Origin of the sequence: Wolbachia endosymbiont (group B) of Athalia cordata (assembly GCF_947251845.1) — a bacterium.
Taxonomy (GTDB): domain Bacteria; phylum Pseudomonadota; class Alphaproteobacteria; order Rickettsiales; family Anaplasmataceae; genus Wolbachia.
On sequence record NZ_OX366383.1, the window covers coordinates 103,909 to 119,369 of the forward strand.

20 protein-coding genes and 1 tRNA gene are annotated in these 15,461 nt (G+C 34.3%); 9 read left to right on the top strand and 12 right to left on the bottom strand.

Annotated features, from left to right (window positions below; all coding sequences use genetic code 11):
• Nucleotides 1–110: 110 nt before the first annotated feature.
• Nucleotides 111–1,385, top strand: a complete 1,275-nt coding sequence (locus OPR30_RS00600; RefSeq protein WP_265030773.1) for an APC family permease — start codon at nucleotides 111–113, stop codon at nucleotides 1,383–1,385.
• 70 nt (nucleotides 1,386–1,455) lie between these two features.
• Nucleotides 1,456–2,742 (top strand): APC family permease, encoded by a 1,287-nt coding sequence (locus OPR30_RS00605; protein ID WP_265030774.1) that lies wholly within the window; start codon nucleotides 1,456–1,458, stop codon nucleotides 2,740–2,742.
• A 28-nt stretch (nucleotides 2,743–2,770) separates the two neighbouring features.
• Here OPR30_RS00605 and OPR30_RS00610 read toward each other — a convergent pair whose 3' ends face one another.
• On the bottom strand, nucleotides 2,771–3,196 hold the full coding sequence (locus OPR30_RS00610; protein ID WP_264375113.1) for a hypothetical protein: 426 nt from the start codon (nucleotides 3,194–3,196) through the stop codon (nucleotides 2,771–2,773).
• 138 nt (nucleotides 3,197–3,334) lie between these two features.
• On the opposite strand from OPR30_RS00610, the gene OPR30_RS00615 reads away from it, so the two are divergent.
• A complete protein-coding gene (locus OPR30_RS00615) occupies nucleotides 3,335–4,357 on the top strand; it encodes an aspartate-semialdehyde dehydrogenase (RefSeq protein WP_265030776.1) in 1,023 nt (340 codons plus the stop codon).
• 1 nt (nucleotide 4,358) lies between these two features.
• Here OPR30_RS00615 and OPR30_RS00620 read toward each other — a convergent pair whose 3' ends face one another.
• A complete protein-coding gene (locus OPR30_RS00620; protein WP_264375254.1) occupies nucleotides 4,359–5,435 on the bottom strand; it encodes a 5-(carboxyamino)imidazole ribonucleotide synthase in 1,077 nt (358 codons plus the stop codon).
• A 106-nt stretch (nucleotides 5,436–5,541) separates the two neighbouring features.
• On the opposite strand from OPR30_RS00620, the gene apaG reads away from it, so the two are divergent.
• Nucleotides 5,542–5,946, top strand: a complete 405-nt coding sequence (gene apaG, locus OPR30_RS00625; protein ID WP_265031103.1) for a Co2+/Mg2+ efflux protein ApaG — start codon at nucleotides 5,542–5,544, stop codon at nucleotides 5,944–5,946.
• A 202-nt stretch (nucleotides 5,947–6,148) separates the two neighbouring features.
• Here the strand turns inward: apaG and OPR30_RS00630 are convergent, their stop codons facing one another.
• Nucleotides 6,149–7,747 carry an ABC transporter permease gene (locus OPR30_RS00630; protein WP_264377487.1) on the bottom strand — a complete coding sequence of 533 codons (1,599 nt, stop codon included), beginning with the start codon at nucleotides 7,745–7,747 and terminating at the stop codon, nucleotides 6,149–6,151.
• 130 nt (nucleotides 7,748–7,877) lie between these two features.
• Between OPR30_RS00630 and trhO the strand changes: the two genes are divergently transcribed.
• Nucleotides 7,878–8,723, top strand: a complete 846-nt coding sequence (gene trhO, locus OPR30_RS00635) for an oxygen-dependent tRNA uridine(34) hydroxylase TrhO (protein WP_265030779.1) — start codon at nucleotides 7,878–7,880, stop codon at nucleotides 8,721–8,723.
• Here the strand turns inward: trhO and OPR30_RS00640 are convergent.
• On the bottom strand, nucleotides 8,720–9,121 hold the full coding sequence (locus tag OPR30_RS00640; protein WP_265030781.1) for a hypothetical protein: 402 nt from the start codon (nucleotides 9,119–9,121) through the stop codon (nucleotides 8,720–8,722). The genes trhO and OPR30_RS00640 overlap by 4 nt on opposite strands.
• 141 nt (nucleotides 9,122–9,262) lie before the next feature.
• Between OPR30_RS00640 and OPR30_RS00645 the strand changes: the two genes are divergently transcribed.
• The gene (locus tag OPR30_RS00645) at nucleotides 9,263–9,418 is read left to right on the top strand and encodes a type II toxin-antitoxin system RelE family toxin (protein WP_265015002.1); all 156 of its coding nucleotides are present in this window, start codon (nucleotides 9,263–9,265) and stop codon (nucleotides 9,416–9,418) included.
• Nucleotides 9,419–9,717: 299 nt separating this feature from the next.
• On the opposite strand, the gene OPR30_RS00650 is transcribed toward OPR30_RS00645, so the two are convergent.
• Genes OPR30_RS00650 through OPR30_RS00660 form a run of 3 tightly spaced genes read right to left on the bottom strand, consistent with a single transcriptional unit; the run spans nucleotide 9,718 to nucleotide 10,227 of the window.
• Nucleotides 9,718–9,828 (bottom strand): hypothetical protein, encoded by a 111-nt coding sequence (locus tag OPR30_RS00650; protein ID WP_264375108.1) that lies wholly within the window; start codon nucleotides 9,826–9,828, stop codon nucleotides 9,718–9,720.
• Nucleotides 9,829–9,848: 20 nt separating this feature from the next.
• Nucleotides 9,849–10,010 carry a hypothetical protein gene (locus OPR30_RS00655; protein ID WP_265015004.1) on the bottom strand — a complete coding sequence of 54 codons (162 nt, stop codon included), beginning with the start codon at nucleotides 10,008–10,010 and terminating at the stop codon, nucleotides 9,849–9,851.
• Nucleotides 9,994–10,227: a hypothetical protein gene (locus OPR30_RS00660; RefSeq protein ID WP_264330839.1), complete on the bottom strand. Its 234-nt coding sequence runs from the start codon at nucleotides 10,225–10,227 to the stop codon at nucleotides 9,994–9,996. Before OPR30_RS00660 ends, OPR30_RS00655 begins: the two co-directional genes overlap by 17 nt.
• A gap of 138 nt (nucleotides 10,228–10,365) precedes the next feature.
• On the opposite strand from OPR30_RS00660, the gene OPR30_RS00665 reads away from it, so the two are divergent.
• From OPR30_RS00665 to OPR30_RS00675, 3 genes are all read left to right on the top strand, one after another.
• On the top strand, nucleotides 10,366–10,953 hold the full coding sequence (locus OPR30_RS00665) for a hypothetical protein (RefSeq protein WP_265030783.1): 588 nt from the start codon (nucleotides 10,366–10,368) through the stop codon (nucleotides 10,951–10,953).
• A gap of 123 nt (nucleotides 10,954–11,076) precedes the next feature.
• Nucleotides 11,077–11,262: a hypothetical protein gene (locus OPR30_RS00670; protein ID WP_265030793.1), complete on the top strand. Its 186-nt coding sequence runs from the start codon at nucleotides 11,077–11,079 to the stop codon at nucleotides 11,260–11,262.
• A gap of 131 nt (nucleotides 11,263–11,393) precedes the next feature.
• Complete coding sequence (locus OPR30_RS00675) at nucleotides 11,394–11,663, top strand: hypothetical protein (RefSeq protein WP_265030795.1); 270 nt, start codon at nucleotides 11,394–11,396, stop codon at nucleotides 11,661–11,663.
• Between the two features lie 123 nt (nucleotides 11,664–11,786).
• On the opposite strand, the gene OPR30_RS00680 is transcribed toward OPR30_RS00675, so the two are convergent.
• The 5 genes from OPR30_RS00680 to OPR30_RS00700 form a co-directional block, all read right to left on the bottom strand.
• Nucleotides 11,787–11,873: transfer RNA gene (locus OPR30_RS00680), tRNA-Ser, on the bottom strand.
• Between the two features lie 31 nt (nucleotides 11,874–11,904).
• Nucleotides 11,905–12,693 carry a DUF2163 domain-containing protein gene (locus tag OPR30_RS00685; RefSeq protein WP_264375105.1) on the bottom strand — a complete coding sequence of 263 codons (789 nt, stop codon included), beginning with the start codon at nucleotides 12,691–12,693 and terminating at the stop codon, nucleotides 11,905–11,907.
• Nucleotides 12,694–12,730: 37 nt separating this feature from the next.
• Nucleotides 12,731–12,973 carry a type II toxin-antitoxin system RelE/ParE family toxin gene (locus OPR30_RS00690; RefSeq protein ID WP_230608979.1) on the bottom strand — a complete coding sequence of 81 codons (243 nt, stop codon included), beginning with the start codon at nucleotides 12,971–12,973 and terminating at the stop codon, nucleotides 12,731–12,733.
• 32 nt (nucleotides 12,974–13,005) lie between these two features.
• Nucleotides 13,006–13,230, bottom strand: a complete 225-nt coding sequence (locus OPR30_RS00695; protein WP_127463811.1) for a TA system antitoxin ParD family protein — start codon at nucleotides 13,228–13,230, stop codon at nucleotides 13,006–13,008.
• Between the two features lie 121 nt (nucleotides 13,231–13,351).
• Nucleotides 13,352–15,394, bottom strand: a complete 2,043-nt coding sequence (locus OPR30_RS00700; protein ID WP_265030798.1) for a WD0745 family porin — start codon at nucleotides 15,392–15,394, stop codon at nucleotides 13,352–13,354.
• Nucleotides 15,395–15,461: the final 67 nt, after the last annotated feature.

Genomic DNA, 15,461 nt, shown 5'->3' on the forward strand with positions numbered 1-15,461 from the left:
CATAAATAAAAATATGCTTAAATTAAAAAAATGCAAATTTTGTATAAAAAAGATCGATTGAAATTTCTGAGCTTCAATTATATTATTAATCTATTAAGATAAAGATTACTGTGTCAAATAAGATAGGTTTTTTTGCTATTTTCGCCTTGGTGATTAGTAGCCAAATTGGCTCTGGAATTTTCATGCTTCCAATTAGCCTCGCTCCGTATGGCGCTTATAGCCTTATAAGCTGGGTAATCTCAGGATTTGGTGCTATATCTCTAGCTTTGGTTTTTGCTTCACTCTGCGCAAAATTTCCAGAAACGGGCGGTCCTCATATTTATGTGAAACATGCTTTTGGTTCTACAGCAGCTTTTTTTGTTGGTTGGACATATTGGGTAAGTTCGTGGGTTAGCTCAACTGCTGTAACGATTGCAAGTATCGGTTATTTAGCTCCACTTTTTCATAATGATATACAAGATATACGTTTGCTTTTAGAAATAATATTAATTTTAGCTATTATGCTAATAAACTTAAGAGGAGTAACTACTGCTGGCCGTGTTGAGGTTCTGCTGACCATTGTTAAAATTATTGCACTTCTCGCAATACCTATTGCAGGGTTGTTTTTCTTTGATAAAAATAATTTTATTGTAAGCGAGGAAGTATCAAACTTTACAATATCACAAACTCTTGCTCGTTCTACACTCCTTACTTTATGGTGTTTTATTGGGCTTGAATCAGCAACAGCACCTGCAGGATCTGTCAATAATCCCTCTAAAACAATACCAAGGGCTATAGTGCTTGGAACAGTCTGTGTTGCTGTGATATATTTCATCAATAGTCTTTCAATTATGGGATTGATAAGTGGTAATGACCTAGCTAGTTCAAAAGCACCATATGTTGATGCGATAAAAATTATGTTTCCAGGTAATTGGCATTTAATTATTTCTGTTGTTGCCTTTATCGTTTCTGTAAGTAATTTAAATGCTTGGTTTTTAGCTGATGGACAGGTCACCTTAGGCCTTGCAAAAGACAAGTTAATGCCGCAATTTTTTGGCAAAAAAAATAAGCATGATGCTCCATTATGGGGAATAATACTCAGTACTTTGGGGGTGTTAGTTTTACTTATCCTAACGTCAAACAAAAGTTTTGCTGAGCAAGTAACTTCAATAATTGATATCTCTGTGGTGTCATTTTTGTTTATCTACTTAGCATGTAGCCTTGCTTTTCTCAAAGTTAATATACAAGACAAAAGCTACTGCAAATTTTTAATTGGAGGTGTGGCTGTATCTTTTTGCTGTTGGGTAATATACGAGACTTCTATAAAAACATTGTTAATATCAAGTCTATTCCCTTTAAGCGGAACACTTATTTATCTACTTTGGTATCATAAACTAAAAACTTAACTTAAATTTTTTATTTGCTAAAATTCTTAAGCTATACTACTGGCTTACATTAATAGAATTAAGAGGTATTGTGTCAAATAAAATAGGTTTTTGGGCTGTTTTTGCTTTAGTCATTAGTAGTCAGATCGGCTCTGGGGTTTTTATGCTTCCAATTAGCCTTGCTCCATATGGCGCTTATAGCCTTATAAGTTGGATGATATCAGGAGCTGGTGCTGTGTCTCTTGCGCTAGTTTTTGCTACGCTATGTGCAAAGTTTCCAGAAACAGGAGGTCCTCACGTTTATGTGAAACATACTTTTGGTCCTGCTGCAGCGTTCTTTGTTGGTTGGACATATTGGGTAATCTCATGGGTTAGTACAACAGCTTTAATAGTTGTGGGTGTTGGCTATCTTACACCATTTTTCCATGAAGATATCAAAAGTATGCGTTTATTTTTAGAGCTGTTGTTATTTACAATCATTACATTAATAAATTTAAGGGGAATAGCCACTGCAGGGCGCGTTGAGTTTCTGCTCACGGTTGTGAAGGTTGCTGTATTGCTTGCAATACCTGTAGCAGCGTTGTTTTTTTTCGATAGAAATAATTTTATCATAAGTGAAGAAATATTAAGTCTTACAACATCGCAAATTCTTGCCCGCTCTACACTCCTTACTTTATGGTGTTTTATTGGACTTGAATTGGCAACAGCACCTGCAGGGTCAGTTGATAATCCAGCTAAAACTATACCAAAAGCTGTGGTGCTTGGCACAGTTTGTGTTGCTGTTATATATTTTATCAACAATTTTGCAATTATGGGATTGATCAATGGCAACAATTTAGCAAGTTCAAGAGCACCATATGTTGATGCGATAAAAATTATGTTTTCTGGTAATTGGCATTTAATTGTTTCTATAGTTGCATTCATTTTTTGTGTTGGCAGTCTAAACGCTTGGGTTTTATCTAGTGGACAAGTTGCTTTTGGTCTTGCAGAAGATAGACTAATGCCAAAATTCTTTGCTAAAAGGAACAAGCATGGCTCTCCTTTTTGGGGAATAACAGTTAGTTCAATTGGAACTGCAATTTTACTAATTCTCACTTCAAACAACAATTTTGCCCAGCAGATTACGTCGATTATTGACTTTTCTGTAATTTCATTTTTGTTCGTTTATCTTGCGTGCTGTTTTGCCTTTCTAAAGGTTATTATACAGGAGAGGAGTTGTTATAAGCTTTTAATTGGTAGCATAGCAACAACCTTTTGTTGTTGGGTGATATTAGAAACCCCTGTAGGTACTCTGCTGACTTCGAGCCTGTTCACTGCAAGTGGCATACCCATTTATTTATTTTGGTACTGCAAAACTTCTGTGCAACAAATTCAGTAGTGAGAGATACACTTTAAATGGTTAATATTTATGGGCCAAGATTTTTTTTCTCTTTATCTACTTGTTCAATATTACCATTCTCAAGTTTGCTACCTACTTCTTCTGTGCGTTTATTATCTATGTAGATCTCATTTTTTGCTTTATTAGAAAGACCTATTTGCGATTGCAGTTTTTTATACTCTTCTTTTTCAGGCGTGAAAATTTTCACTAAAGATCTTCCTATTATTGGTATTGAACTTAAAAAATCTCTTAATCCAAAAGATTCTTGCTTCTTGTTTGAAAGATGCTGGTCTATCTTAGAAATTTTCACACCATACTTTTTATCATCAAAATTTATCGCTGGCTTGCTTTTTTTCGAAAGAACATTTTGAATCTCTAATCTATTGATTTTTTCAGGCTTTTGAAATGCAGATACTGCAGGTTTGACCTTAGTGTCATCATGTTTTTTACTCATTTCATTCTACCATGCAATATTACTAGTGTCTTATAATTATAACTAAATTATGGTTAATTGCAAGGTAAAAATATTAAAGTAATTGTAAATTTTATCAGTAAAAATATAATATAGCTTTAAAATCAGAGGTTTATTTATATGGGATGTAAGATTGCAGTTATTGGAGCAACAGGAAGAGTAGGATATGAGGTATTGACCATGCTTGCTGAGTTTCAAAAAGAGGGAAAATTTTCGATAGATTCTGTTGTTGCTTTTGCATCGAAAAAATCAAAGGGAAAAAAGGTGAGTTTTGGTGACAAAGAGTTAACAGTTTTATGCCTTGAGGATTATGACTTCGTTGGAACTAATATAGCCATTTTCTGTGCAGAATCTCATGTTTCTGAGAGATACGTACCAATTGCAACTGAGGCTGGGTGCGTTGTGATAGATAACACTTCCTATTTTAGGATGAAAGAAGGCGTGCCACTAGTTATTCCAGAGATCAACAAAGATAAAATTACGGAATATAAAAACCATAACATAATATCTAATCCAAACTGTACTACAATACAAATGTTGCTGGCATTACATTTATTACACAAAAAAGCAAAAATAAAGAGAATCGTTGCTTCAACTTATCAATCAACTTCTGGTGTAGGTAAAGCAGCAATGGATGAGCTTTACAATCAGACAAAAAAAATCTTTATGAATGAAGCTAAAAAACCTGAAATATTTCCTAAGCAAATAGCATTTAATTGCATTCCTCATATAGGAGAGTTCATGGAAGATGGTTCTACAAAAGAGGAGTGGAAAATGCAAGAGGAGACAAAAAAAATTTTAGAAGAGGATATAAAAGTAACTGCAACTTGTGTCCGAGTACCTGTTCTTGTTGGTCATGCTATAGCAGTAAATGTAGAATTTGATCAGCATATAACTGAAGAAGAAGCTCGTGAAATGCTCAGTGAAGACGATGGAGTTTTAGTGAAAGATAAGCGCGAAGATGGTGGATATATGACTCAGATTGATGTTGTGCAAGAGGATGCCGTATACATATCGCGTATTAGACAAGACGATACCGTTAAACACGGATTAAATATGTGGATAGTAGCTGATAATCTACGCAAAGGTGCAGCACTAAATATAGTGCAGATCTTGGAGATCTTGATCAAAGAGCATTTATAGCTCAATAACTTAAATCTATATTGACATGTCCCATTTTACGCTTGTCCCTAACCTCTTTTTTCCCATATATGGTTAAACTAGCTCTTTCGTTGCTCAAATATTTGTGAGAATTATATATATCATTACCTATTATATTTTTTGTCATGCAAGGAAAGCGTAATACTACTTCCTGCATAGGTAATCCGCATATTACCCTCACCAGCTGCTCGAATTGACTAACGTTGCATGCATCCAAGCTCCAGTGGCAAGAATTGTGGGGTCTTGGGGCCAATTCATTAACTAGTAATTCATGATTTTGAGTGATGAAAAATTCAATAGCTAGGATTCCTACTACATCAAGCGCAGTTGCTATTTTCTTTGCAGTTTTTTGTACCTCTTGGGCTAATTTATTATCTATTTTAGCTGGTGCTATTGAAGTATTAAGTATTCCGTCAACGTGGTGATTCTCTGCTATAGGAAAAAAAGCTACTTTACCGTTTTTATTTCTTGCAACGACTATTGAAACCTCTTTCAGTAAATCAACACTTGCTTCAAGAATGTACTCTTTATTCCAATCGAAGGAAGCAAATTGCTTCAGTTCAGAATCATTTTCAATCACATATTGTCCTTTTCCATCATAACCCATTTCTGTTGTTTTTAGCCTCACTGGATAGCTAAAAGTTTCACTACTTTCTAGTAGCTGATTATAATTTTGTATACTTTTGTAATCAGCAGTTTTTATGCTTAAATCTCTAATAAAATCTTTCTCTCTCAGCCTATTTTGCGAAATGTGTAACGCCTTTTTGCCTGGATAAAAATCTGCGTGCAGCGACACAATATCAATTGCACTACATGGAATATTTTCAGACTCAATAGTGACTAAATCCACACTCTGTGCAAAAGATTCAAGTGCCCTCTTATCACAGAAGTCTGCTATTGTTAAATCATCAGCAACAGAACAAGCTGGATCGTTTTTAGCACTGGCAAAAATATGCGTTTTGTGCCCAAGTTTTATTGCAGCGATAGCAGTCATTTTACCTAATTGCCCACTTCCTATTATTCCTATCACTTTTTTATCCAGTGGATCTGTTTTGTTCATCATGTAGATTAATATTTCCTAGTTAGAGTACGATAATATGCTTGGAAAATCTATGAAAAAAGTGTATAATTGAAGTGTGTTAAATTTTTATCATGAACACTTTACGATGACCATGAAATACACACTTATTACTAATTCTGTTGAAGTTACAGTTTTGCCAATTTACATTGAAGAGCAATCCATTCCTTATGAAAATTGTTACGTATGGATGTATAATGTTAAGATAAAAAATAAAAGCTCATCAACCATTCAATTATTAAGTCGCTATTGGCGAATAATAGATCATAAGGGCAAAATAAATGAAATTGCTGGAGTTGGTGTTATTGGAGAACAACCTGTAATAAAATCTGGAGAGGTATTCAAATATACAAGTGGAACATACTTAAATACACCATCAGGAATAATGCAGGGTAAATATGAATTTCTGAGCGAAGAGAGCATAAAAACCTTTGATGTTATGGTACCACCCTTTTCCTTAGATAGTCCATACGTTAACACTAGACCTCATTGATCATCAAGATAGTGTATTTGTTTAAGTGCATCTGAAACCAGTGCTTCTTGTTTTGTCATTTGAGCTTCCATAATGTCATCCGAGTAGCTGATACTGAGATTCAACTAAGTTGATAAACACGAAAGCACTGACCATTTGCTTCTATAGTTGTCTTTTTTCGTCTATCTTATTTTGTTACTCTGCTGAACAGATGCAAAATAGTTTATTTTTGATTCTTATCATCAAGTGTGAATAAGATTATTGTAGAGGTTAAACCTATAATAACTATCATTAACGAAAATGGGGCAGCTTCTCTGTAACGCTCATCGCTGACAAGTTCATATACTCTAGTTGATATAGTTTCAAAATTAAATGGTCTGATAATTAGTGTTGCCGTGAGTTCTTTTACCGTATCCATAAACACGAGCAGAAATCCCGATAGTATGCTTTTCTTGATAAGGGGAATATGAATATTCAGGCACGTGGAAATAGGCCCATGACCCATAGTATATGCAGTCCATTCAATTTCATTTGGTGTTTTTTTGAGTCCCGACTCTATCGCCTTGAAAGATATAGCAAAAAAACGAAATAAATATGAGTAAACTAATGCACCAATAGTTCCTACCAAGCTAATTTCTACAATATATTGAGTAATGAAAGAAGATATTCTGCTTAAAAACATTATTATGCTAATTGCAATAATTGCATTTGGAATTGCATATCCAAGAGAAATGAGACGTGCTACGTTGCTTATTACCTTGTTTCTACGCGCTGTATATCCAATAATTATCGCAATGCTAATTGAGATTAATGCGGTAATAAATGATAAACCAACACTATTTGCTATTATATTGTAAAATCTTGCTTCGTATATGAAAAAGCCTTTCTCTATGCTCCAATATATAAGTGGAATCATTGGTAAAATAAAGCCTATTAATATCGGCAATAAACACATAAGATAAGAAAAGATCAACGATATAGAACCGTTTATAATACGTTTATTGTGATAATCTGCATTAGTATTGATTGAAGAGTAAGATATTTCTCTTTTTTGTAGTTTTTTCTCGATAACTATTAGTGTTGCAACGAAAATCAGTTCTGCAACTGCCAAAACAGTAGTTGAATATTTGTCATGCAATAAAAACCAAGTACGGTATATTCCTGTCGTGAAAGTATCGATAGCAAGAAACTGTGGTGTGCCGAAATCTGTAATTACTTCCATTAGTACCAAGGATAACCCAGCTATAATTGATGGACGTATGGAGGGTATGATGACAGAAAACAGACTCTGTAATGAGGAGAACCCAAGTGTTGATGCAATAGTGACTGAGTTACTAACGCTCTTTAGACTTGAGCGGACCAACATATAAACGTATGGATATAGACTAAATCCCATTACTAATATTCCACCACCTAGGGATTTGATCTCGGGAAACCAATAGTCACCTTTGCCCAATTGAAAAGTATCTCTTAACAAGCTCTGAATCGGACCTGAAAACTCTAACGTGTTTACATAAACAAACGATACTATATATCCAGGAATTGATATCGGAAAGAATAAGGCAATCTCAAAAATTCTACTTCCGGGAAACGAAAAAAATGTAGTAAGCCAAGCTGGAATTACTCCAAATATAAAGGATATTAACCCTACTCCTATCATCAAAATCAACGTATTGAGTATATATTCAGGAAAAAGTCTACTAATTACCCATCCAGAGTTTGCTGATTCTGTAAATAGAATCGATATTAACGATAGTATAGGGCAGACAAATAATACACTTACTAAAAACAAGAATATATTTTTAAATACTCTCAGAAACATTAACTTGAATCTATATTTGATATTAAAATGTTATATGCAAAAACTAAAGATATCCAGTAATTAACAGCCGTCCTATTGAATATCTTCATAATTTTATATATTATGTTTTAAATCGATAAACTAATTAATTATGAGTTTTGTCATTGCAACTTTCTATCATTTTGTAAAACTCTCTAATTATTATGACATGAAAGACGAAATAAAAGTTGCATGCGACAACGTTGAATTAAAAGGCACTATACTCCTTGCAGAAGAGGGTATTAATGCAACTGTATCTGGAGAAAGAAACGCGATTGATAAAATATTCGATTTTCTATGTTCTGATTATAGACTAAGGGACCTTACATGGAAAGAGAGTGCAGCAGAATATCAACCATTTAGTAAGATGAAAGTGAGATTAAAAAGAGAAATTGTGAATCTTGGTGTAAGTAATCTCGATACTTCCGTTAGAGGCCAGTACGTTGATCCAGATTATTGGGATGATTTTATCTCTCAACCTGATGTTTTAGTGATAGACACACGAAATGATTACGAAGTAAAACTAGGCAAGTTTAAAAATGCAATCAATCCACATACTCAGCGTTTTCGCGATTTTCCTCAGTGGGCAGAGTCTTTCTCTGAGAGTAAAGATCTGAAAGTGGCTATGTACTGCACTGGTGGAATCAGATGTGAGAAATCTACAGCATATATGAAAAGCCTTGGATTTAAAGATGTTTACCATCTTAAAGGCGGTATTCTTTCCTATCTTGAAAAAACTGGTAATAAAAGTGGTAATTGGGAAGGCGAGTGTTTTGTTTTTGATGATAGAATTGCTGTTGATCACTCACTCGCCCCAAGTGATAAAATAAAATGCATATTCTGCTCAAGTAAAGTTTCAACTGATGAGCTGAAATCAGTTCCACGTGGCCAGGTAGTTTGCTCTGATTGTAAATCTTTAAGTATTGAAAGAAATTCAGAATACAACACGAACCTTTAATAACTCCTTTCTCTTTGCATATTTGTAACCTTAATTTTATCAAGGCATTTACCTACAACATAGCCCGCTCCAGCTCCAAGTAACGCACCAACTATAGCAAATGCAATCAACACTACACCAGAACCGCCAATAAGAGCTAAAGTTTCTTGCCCTAAACAACATGCTGCAACTAGACCAGCAACTAAACCAATTCCTACACCTATACACCTAAGTTTCATATTATTACTAATATTGTAACCTCTTCTATGCTTTAGGTTATGACTAGTATTGTTACTTATCCAATCAAAGATTTCGACATTTGGGTTTTTGTCCACAAAATCGATAAGCTTACCTATTGTTTTGTCACGCAAATTATCTAAAGATATAACGCCATTGTTTACATATTTTTCAAATGTCATTTTATTTTTCCATACTATTAGAATATGTTCTTATTACACTGAGCATCTTAATGATTGGTAAATTCCCATACAAGAATAAGTAGATAATCTTACCACTATAGGTGGGACTAAAGCGCTGTAAGATTAAATTCCTGAAAAATTTTGGTAAGAAGAGCTTTTCCAAAAACAATAAAGTTAAGAGTTGAAGAGATAGTGAAAGAGCGACTTACAGTTAATCCAATTGATTTTGGTGAATCGTTTTGTTACAAACTCAAAGGATACAGAAGACTGAGAACTGGCGATTATCGTATCATGTAAATGCTGCAAAGTATGAAGTGTTTCAATAAAACACAGAAAAGACATTTACGAGTCTGAGGCTCCATACTAATATCCTTCCAGTATTAACTGACTGTAACCTTTCCGGTTGAGCCACTGCGATTCTTTGCAACGTTTATCTCTAATTCGTTATTAGCGTCGATTTTATAGTCTGTAGAGTAGTAAAATTATAGGGGTATAGCAAAAAATGAGTTATTTTTGAGCTGAGCAAGCCACCTAAGGTGAAGAGGAAGGAGAGGTGTATAATATAATATTTATAATTTACTTACGTAACTTAACGATTATTGAAAAACATAGTTCTTAAGTACCTTCAAAGCTTTCTCGTAAATGGTATCCCTATGTCCTATTGTAATAATAGTTACTTCATGTTTTTTGGTGTCTGCACAATACATAATACGGTAATCGCTGACTCTTAGTCTTCTAAACCCTTTAAAGCTATGGTATAAAGGCTCACCAATGGATCGACTGTAAGGCGTTCCTGTATTGCTTTATTTACTCTTGATTCTATTTTTATCGGTAAAGCTGGAAGATCTTTTTCAGTGACATTCTTCAAAAATTTAATCTTGTAGTCCACTTGATCTCCACTTTACATCTTTGTAATCAACTGTTTCTGCACCTTCAATATCATATTGATCAGCAACTACAGATAGTAAAAAATCTTCCATTTCACTATCTATTGCTTCTTTAAGTAGTTTTTCTGCTAATGCTTGAGCAGGTTGCTTAGTAAGTTCAGATAATTTAGCAAGATGCTGTAAGGTTTCTTTACTGAAAGCTAAATTAGCGTTTGCCATGAGTTTTACCGAGTTCTACTATTCTATAATTATACAACATTTTCCTGAAATTTTCAATAAAGAAAGCGAAGTGATTATGCTAGTATTAATATAATATTAATACTGATATGTTAAAATGTTAATCTTTGAGAGAATATTATGTCAATAGGTAGATGGAAATGGGTAGATGGAATTAGAGGGAAGGTATTGTTGAAAAATGAATCTGGTGGTAATAGGGAAAAGTGCGAGAAGATATGTACCCGCCGCGGTCGTTTTCCTGATTGGGACTGCGCTGATGAATGTGAAAGGCAGCTCCTTGACCCATCATATCATGGAGATGCTGGTAATCACGTTAAATGCTTAATAGAAGATGTTGAGGGAGAATGTGGTTTAAAAGTTATAGATGTTAATTGTATGACTGGATCCCAAGATCTACCTAAAACTTATGCAGTAAGTGAACCTAGGTTTCTTCCGAAGGTAAAATTGTTGGAGAGCAAAGCGGAAGATCGTCACAATTGCCACAGAGAATGTGAAGACGTTTTCGATAAGTGGTATTTTGCGATTGATAAATCACGATGCAAGATAAAATGTAATAAGAGGTATCCTACTGACGATGAACAGTGTGATGAGGTAATGTTTGTTTCACCAGACTGCGTTAATGAATGTAAATCTGCTATGTCTACTATTCATAAATTATCTCAGGAACATGCAGCAGAAATGGACACTTATGATTCAATATCTGTTTAACAAAAAAGAGTGAGGCTTCTTTTGTCTTCCGAAATTTTCAATAAAAGCAACCATACTATTGTTAGTATAGTATTAATGCTTATATGTTATAATTATGTTAATTTTTTAATTAAGGAGAATATTATGTTAGGAAATTTACAAAGAGGTATTGTTGCTACAAATTCAGGAAGGTGGGGAGATAATATATTCAAAGCTCCAGAGAAATCTCAGAGTTCTGAATATTCTTCACAAGCTAGTGACATAAAGAGTACATTAGAAAATATTGGAGATAGTTTCTATACTCTCGCAGATTCAGTTTCTGTTCTGTAGTAGATACAGTAAAAAGCGTGAGGCTTCTTTTGTCTTCCGAAATTTTCAATAAAAGCAACCATACTATTGTTAGTATGGTATTAATGCTTATATGTTAAAATTATATTAGTTTTTTAATTAAGGAGAATATTATGTTAGGAAATTTACAGAGTGAAAAAATAGGAGTAGATTTACAACAAAAGTTGGATGTACAGTATGTGAGCGCATGGCATCGCAATTGCCTCAACAACTGTGAAAAAAATTCATGGACTGTGCCCGATGAGGCAGTATGCAAACTCAAGTGTGATTTACAGGCTTCCCCATCTGATTCACACAAGTCAGCATCTATTGATGTAAGTGATACATTAAGAGGTATTGGAGACAATTTCCATGCTCTCGCAGATTCAGTTTCTGTTCTGTAGTAGATACAGGTTGAAAAAATGTGAGGCTATATTATGACTCTGAAAAATTGCGGAGCTGAAGTGCTAATGCTATATGGTTATTACGTTCAAGAACAAAACCTATGTTATACTAGAAATAATGTGCGGAAAAGGGGGGATTCGAACCCCCGACATATTTTCATATGTGCACGCTTTCCAAGCGTGTGCTTTAGACCGCTCAGCCACCTTTCCATACTTATTCATAATATTAAAAATTATGCTGCTAAACAACTGGTATATATGGTTCGCCACGGAAATTCACAGTATTGTTAAACTTGTTTTTGCACGTTAAAAACGCTTTATCACAACCTGCAAGTATCGAATATTTATCTCCGGTAGAAATTTGATATGGAGGAGAAGCAAATAATGTAACTACTTTATTTTTGTATTCTTTAACTACAACTTCAAATGTTGCTGAACTAAACACTCCGTGCTTATAATATCCATCGCTTTCGATTAAATTAGTGTCTTCAAATCTTCTTTCATCTATCACTTTAGTAATTGTGCTCATTCTACTAAACTTTTTAGCATCAGCTTTACATCTATCATCGCAAAATTGTGCCCTGCATACAGGAGAATATAGCTCTGTTATGCTTCTCTCAAGCTTTGTCGCAAGACCTCTAATTTCAGCGATAAACCTCCCACTATTTAATGTTACTTTACCAAAAGTTCCTGCATGCAAATTCATAATTCCCTGACTCAAATCTTTATAATTCACAAGAAATATTTCAATATTTGCAAAGTCATGCCTTCCTGATAAAACATCTTTTTCTTTAATATCAGCACTATTTAATATTCCTTCAATTTCTAGATTATCAGTTCTCAAATCGCTATTTAATATTATACTGCTGGCTATAAAACCGCTTGAAGATTTATAGAGTATATTATTGAGATTTAAATCTTCGTCATAGTCGGTAAATCCCATTACTTTCCCACCTACAAGTGTTAATTTCCAGCAAGTAGCGATGGTAAGTAATTCTCCAGTTAAATGGTTTTTTAGTTTGGTTTGCATAGTTGCCTCTTATAAATAATGGCATACCTGCATTTAGCTACACTTGTTTTTTCAAATCTCTATAAAAATTTTCGTGTGGAGCAAATGCAAGAAGTGTTAATATGTTATTTTGTTCGTTGTGAATATAGGCTAATAATGTCAGTTGATTAAAAATAGAGAATTTATACACGCGAACACCTGCAAGATCGCCTGACTTTAGCTCTCCAATATATGGGTTACCTTGAATTTGTTTGATGGCTTCTTCAAGTTTGGGTAGTTGATTATTGTGCAGCTTCTTCATTGACCGCTTAAAAGTGTTGGTGAGAAGAATCTTCAAAATTTTGTGGACTTATACTCCTCAACATTACCTGACTTGATATCCTCAATGCCTGAAAGGATTTCTTTGATAATATTATAGCTTAGCTCAGGGTTATCTTCAACAATCTGACCAATCTTAGCCCAATGCTCGATTTGTTGCGGTACAGAACGATTTTGCAATACGGAATGAGACTGCACTATCTTCTCAAATTCCCCATCAAGATTTACTGTTATACTCATTAGATTATTACTTCCTAGTTTTAGCTATTATATCATATATTGGAAATTTTTTCAACATTTTGAAAGTGCATAGTGAAAACACACACCACATTCAAGTTGTGGTGTGTATTACTAGAACAAATTAGAAAGAAAACTTCACACCAGTTAGTAGAAGAATTCCTTGGTTAGAAGGTACATCAGTACCCTTTTGATCTTTCAGCACACCTTTTTCATCAGTCATAAAATAATGTAAGGCTGCATAAGGAACAAACTTGCTCTTATTGCAAGAAGATAGATCATACTGAACACCAAGTGCAACATCATGAAGCATATCTTTATCATTCATTGTACTGCCAAAGTATGTCAAGCTTGTATAAACATTCTCATATTGATAACCAGCACCTGCAGTCCAATACATGGTGTCCTTGTCATTAAATTGCTTTAAGCCATTTTTTCTAGCAATATCAGTAGTCTCTTTATATTCTTTTGAAGTAGGGTTGAGTTCCTTGATACTCTTCGGTTGACCAGATTTGCCTAAATATGCAAAAGAAGCAGCGAATTTTATATTTTGACCTTCATCAATCTTATAATCAGCGCTTACACCCAAATTAACACCCATCAGGTCATTGTACTCTACAAATTCCTTATAAAGATGCTTATCTTTACTCGGTTGCTTTGAAAACCCATATTCACCAACTACGGAAGTTTTAACTTTTACATTATGTTTACTAAAGTCATATTCATATGACGCACCAGCACTTATTATATGCTGGTAATCTGGTCCAACATGTCTTAACGTTTCCTCATTCTTTACCCCTGTTACCTTATTACTTGAATCTTTGAGGAAATCTGGAGCTATTTCTTTTACAACGGATAAACCACTATCGTAGCGAGGTGAGTAGCTAAGACCAAATCTTGCACCCATATAATTCGGCGAGTAGTAAGCAGCTCTAAATGGCAATGTGGTCATAACCTCTTTGTTGTATTTTCCTGCCATACGGAAGGAGAGTTTTTCGCTCTCGCTCGAGAAGCTTTCAGTGTAAAGACGTGGTGTTACGTAAAATGGGAAGTTTGCAGCACTTCCTTCTAAGTTTACTTTTCTGAACCAGTCACTATCTGCAGCTCCATCAACAGTTGCAATTCTTGTTGCATCAAGTCTCATCAGAGACTCAGGACCAAACTGATAGCCAAGTTTCAGATCACCATATTTTGAATTCAAAAACACATGTGCACTTCTACCTCTTGCAGCATTCACGCCTTGTGAAGCTCCTTTACCTTCAGTAACTGGAACATGGAATTGTACATCGGCACCATAACGAAGACCAATATCCTCATTTTTATTTTCAGCTCTTAAGTGCAATATTGCATCTGAAATCATGCCCATGTTTTCACTGTAATCACCAATATTCCCTATCCCTTTAGGAAATATTGGATTTGCTCCTTTTATACTATCTGGAGTATTGTTAAAATAATCTGTAGATTTACCTGGCATAACATTATAATGGTTATAGCCACTTAGCCCATGGTTACCATAACCTTGAGAATCAACAACGCCACCGAAAGTTATTCTTAAACCATCCCCTTGATTGGTATTGATAATATCAATACCACCAACTGAAACAACAGGACTTGCCTTACCTTTTTCCTCTGTATTGCTGTTAACAACTTTTACATCCTTTTTTATATCTTTAGCTTCAATTTTAGCATTCTTAGTTTTAGAACCCTTAATTTTTGACTTTTCTACATTAGAATTTTTAACTTTCAGGGCTTTCGCTTTTGAATCTCCTATAAGTTTTGCTTTTTTCTCATTTGCTAGCCTAATTTCATCTTTTTTCTTTTGTTTTGCTACTAATTTTAACTCTTCTTTTTTCTTCTTTTGTTCAGCTGCTAATTTTAACTCCTCTTTTTTCTTCTGCTCAGCTGCTAATCTTAATTCTTCTTTTTTCTTAAGCTCCTCAGCTTTTTTTCTTGGATCAGCATTACATATCCTGTCCATTTTTTCTTTTAGTTTCTTATTTGACGTCTTCATCACTTCCATCTTTCCAGAAGTTTTGATTGACTCGTTACTCTCTTGCTTTTTTACTTCCTTCATACTCTCGTCAGAAAAGTCAGCAGCAAAGCCACTGAAAGAACATAAAGTCAATAGAGAAGCTAGAGCAGTTCTAGTATAAATAGATTTTTTCATGAAGTGCCCCCAAAAAATTTTAAAATCATAACATAAATAGTATAAAGGTGTTGAAAATCCAACTTAA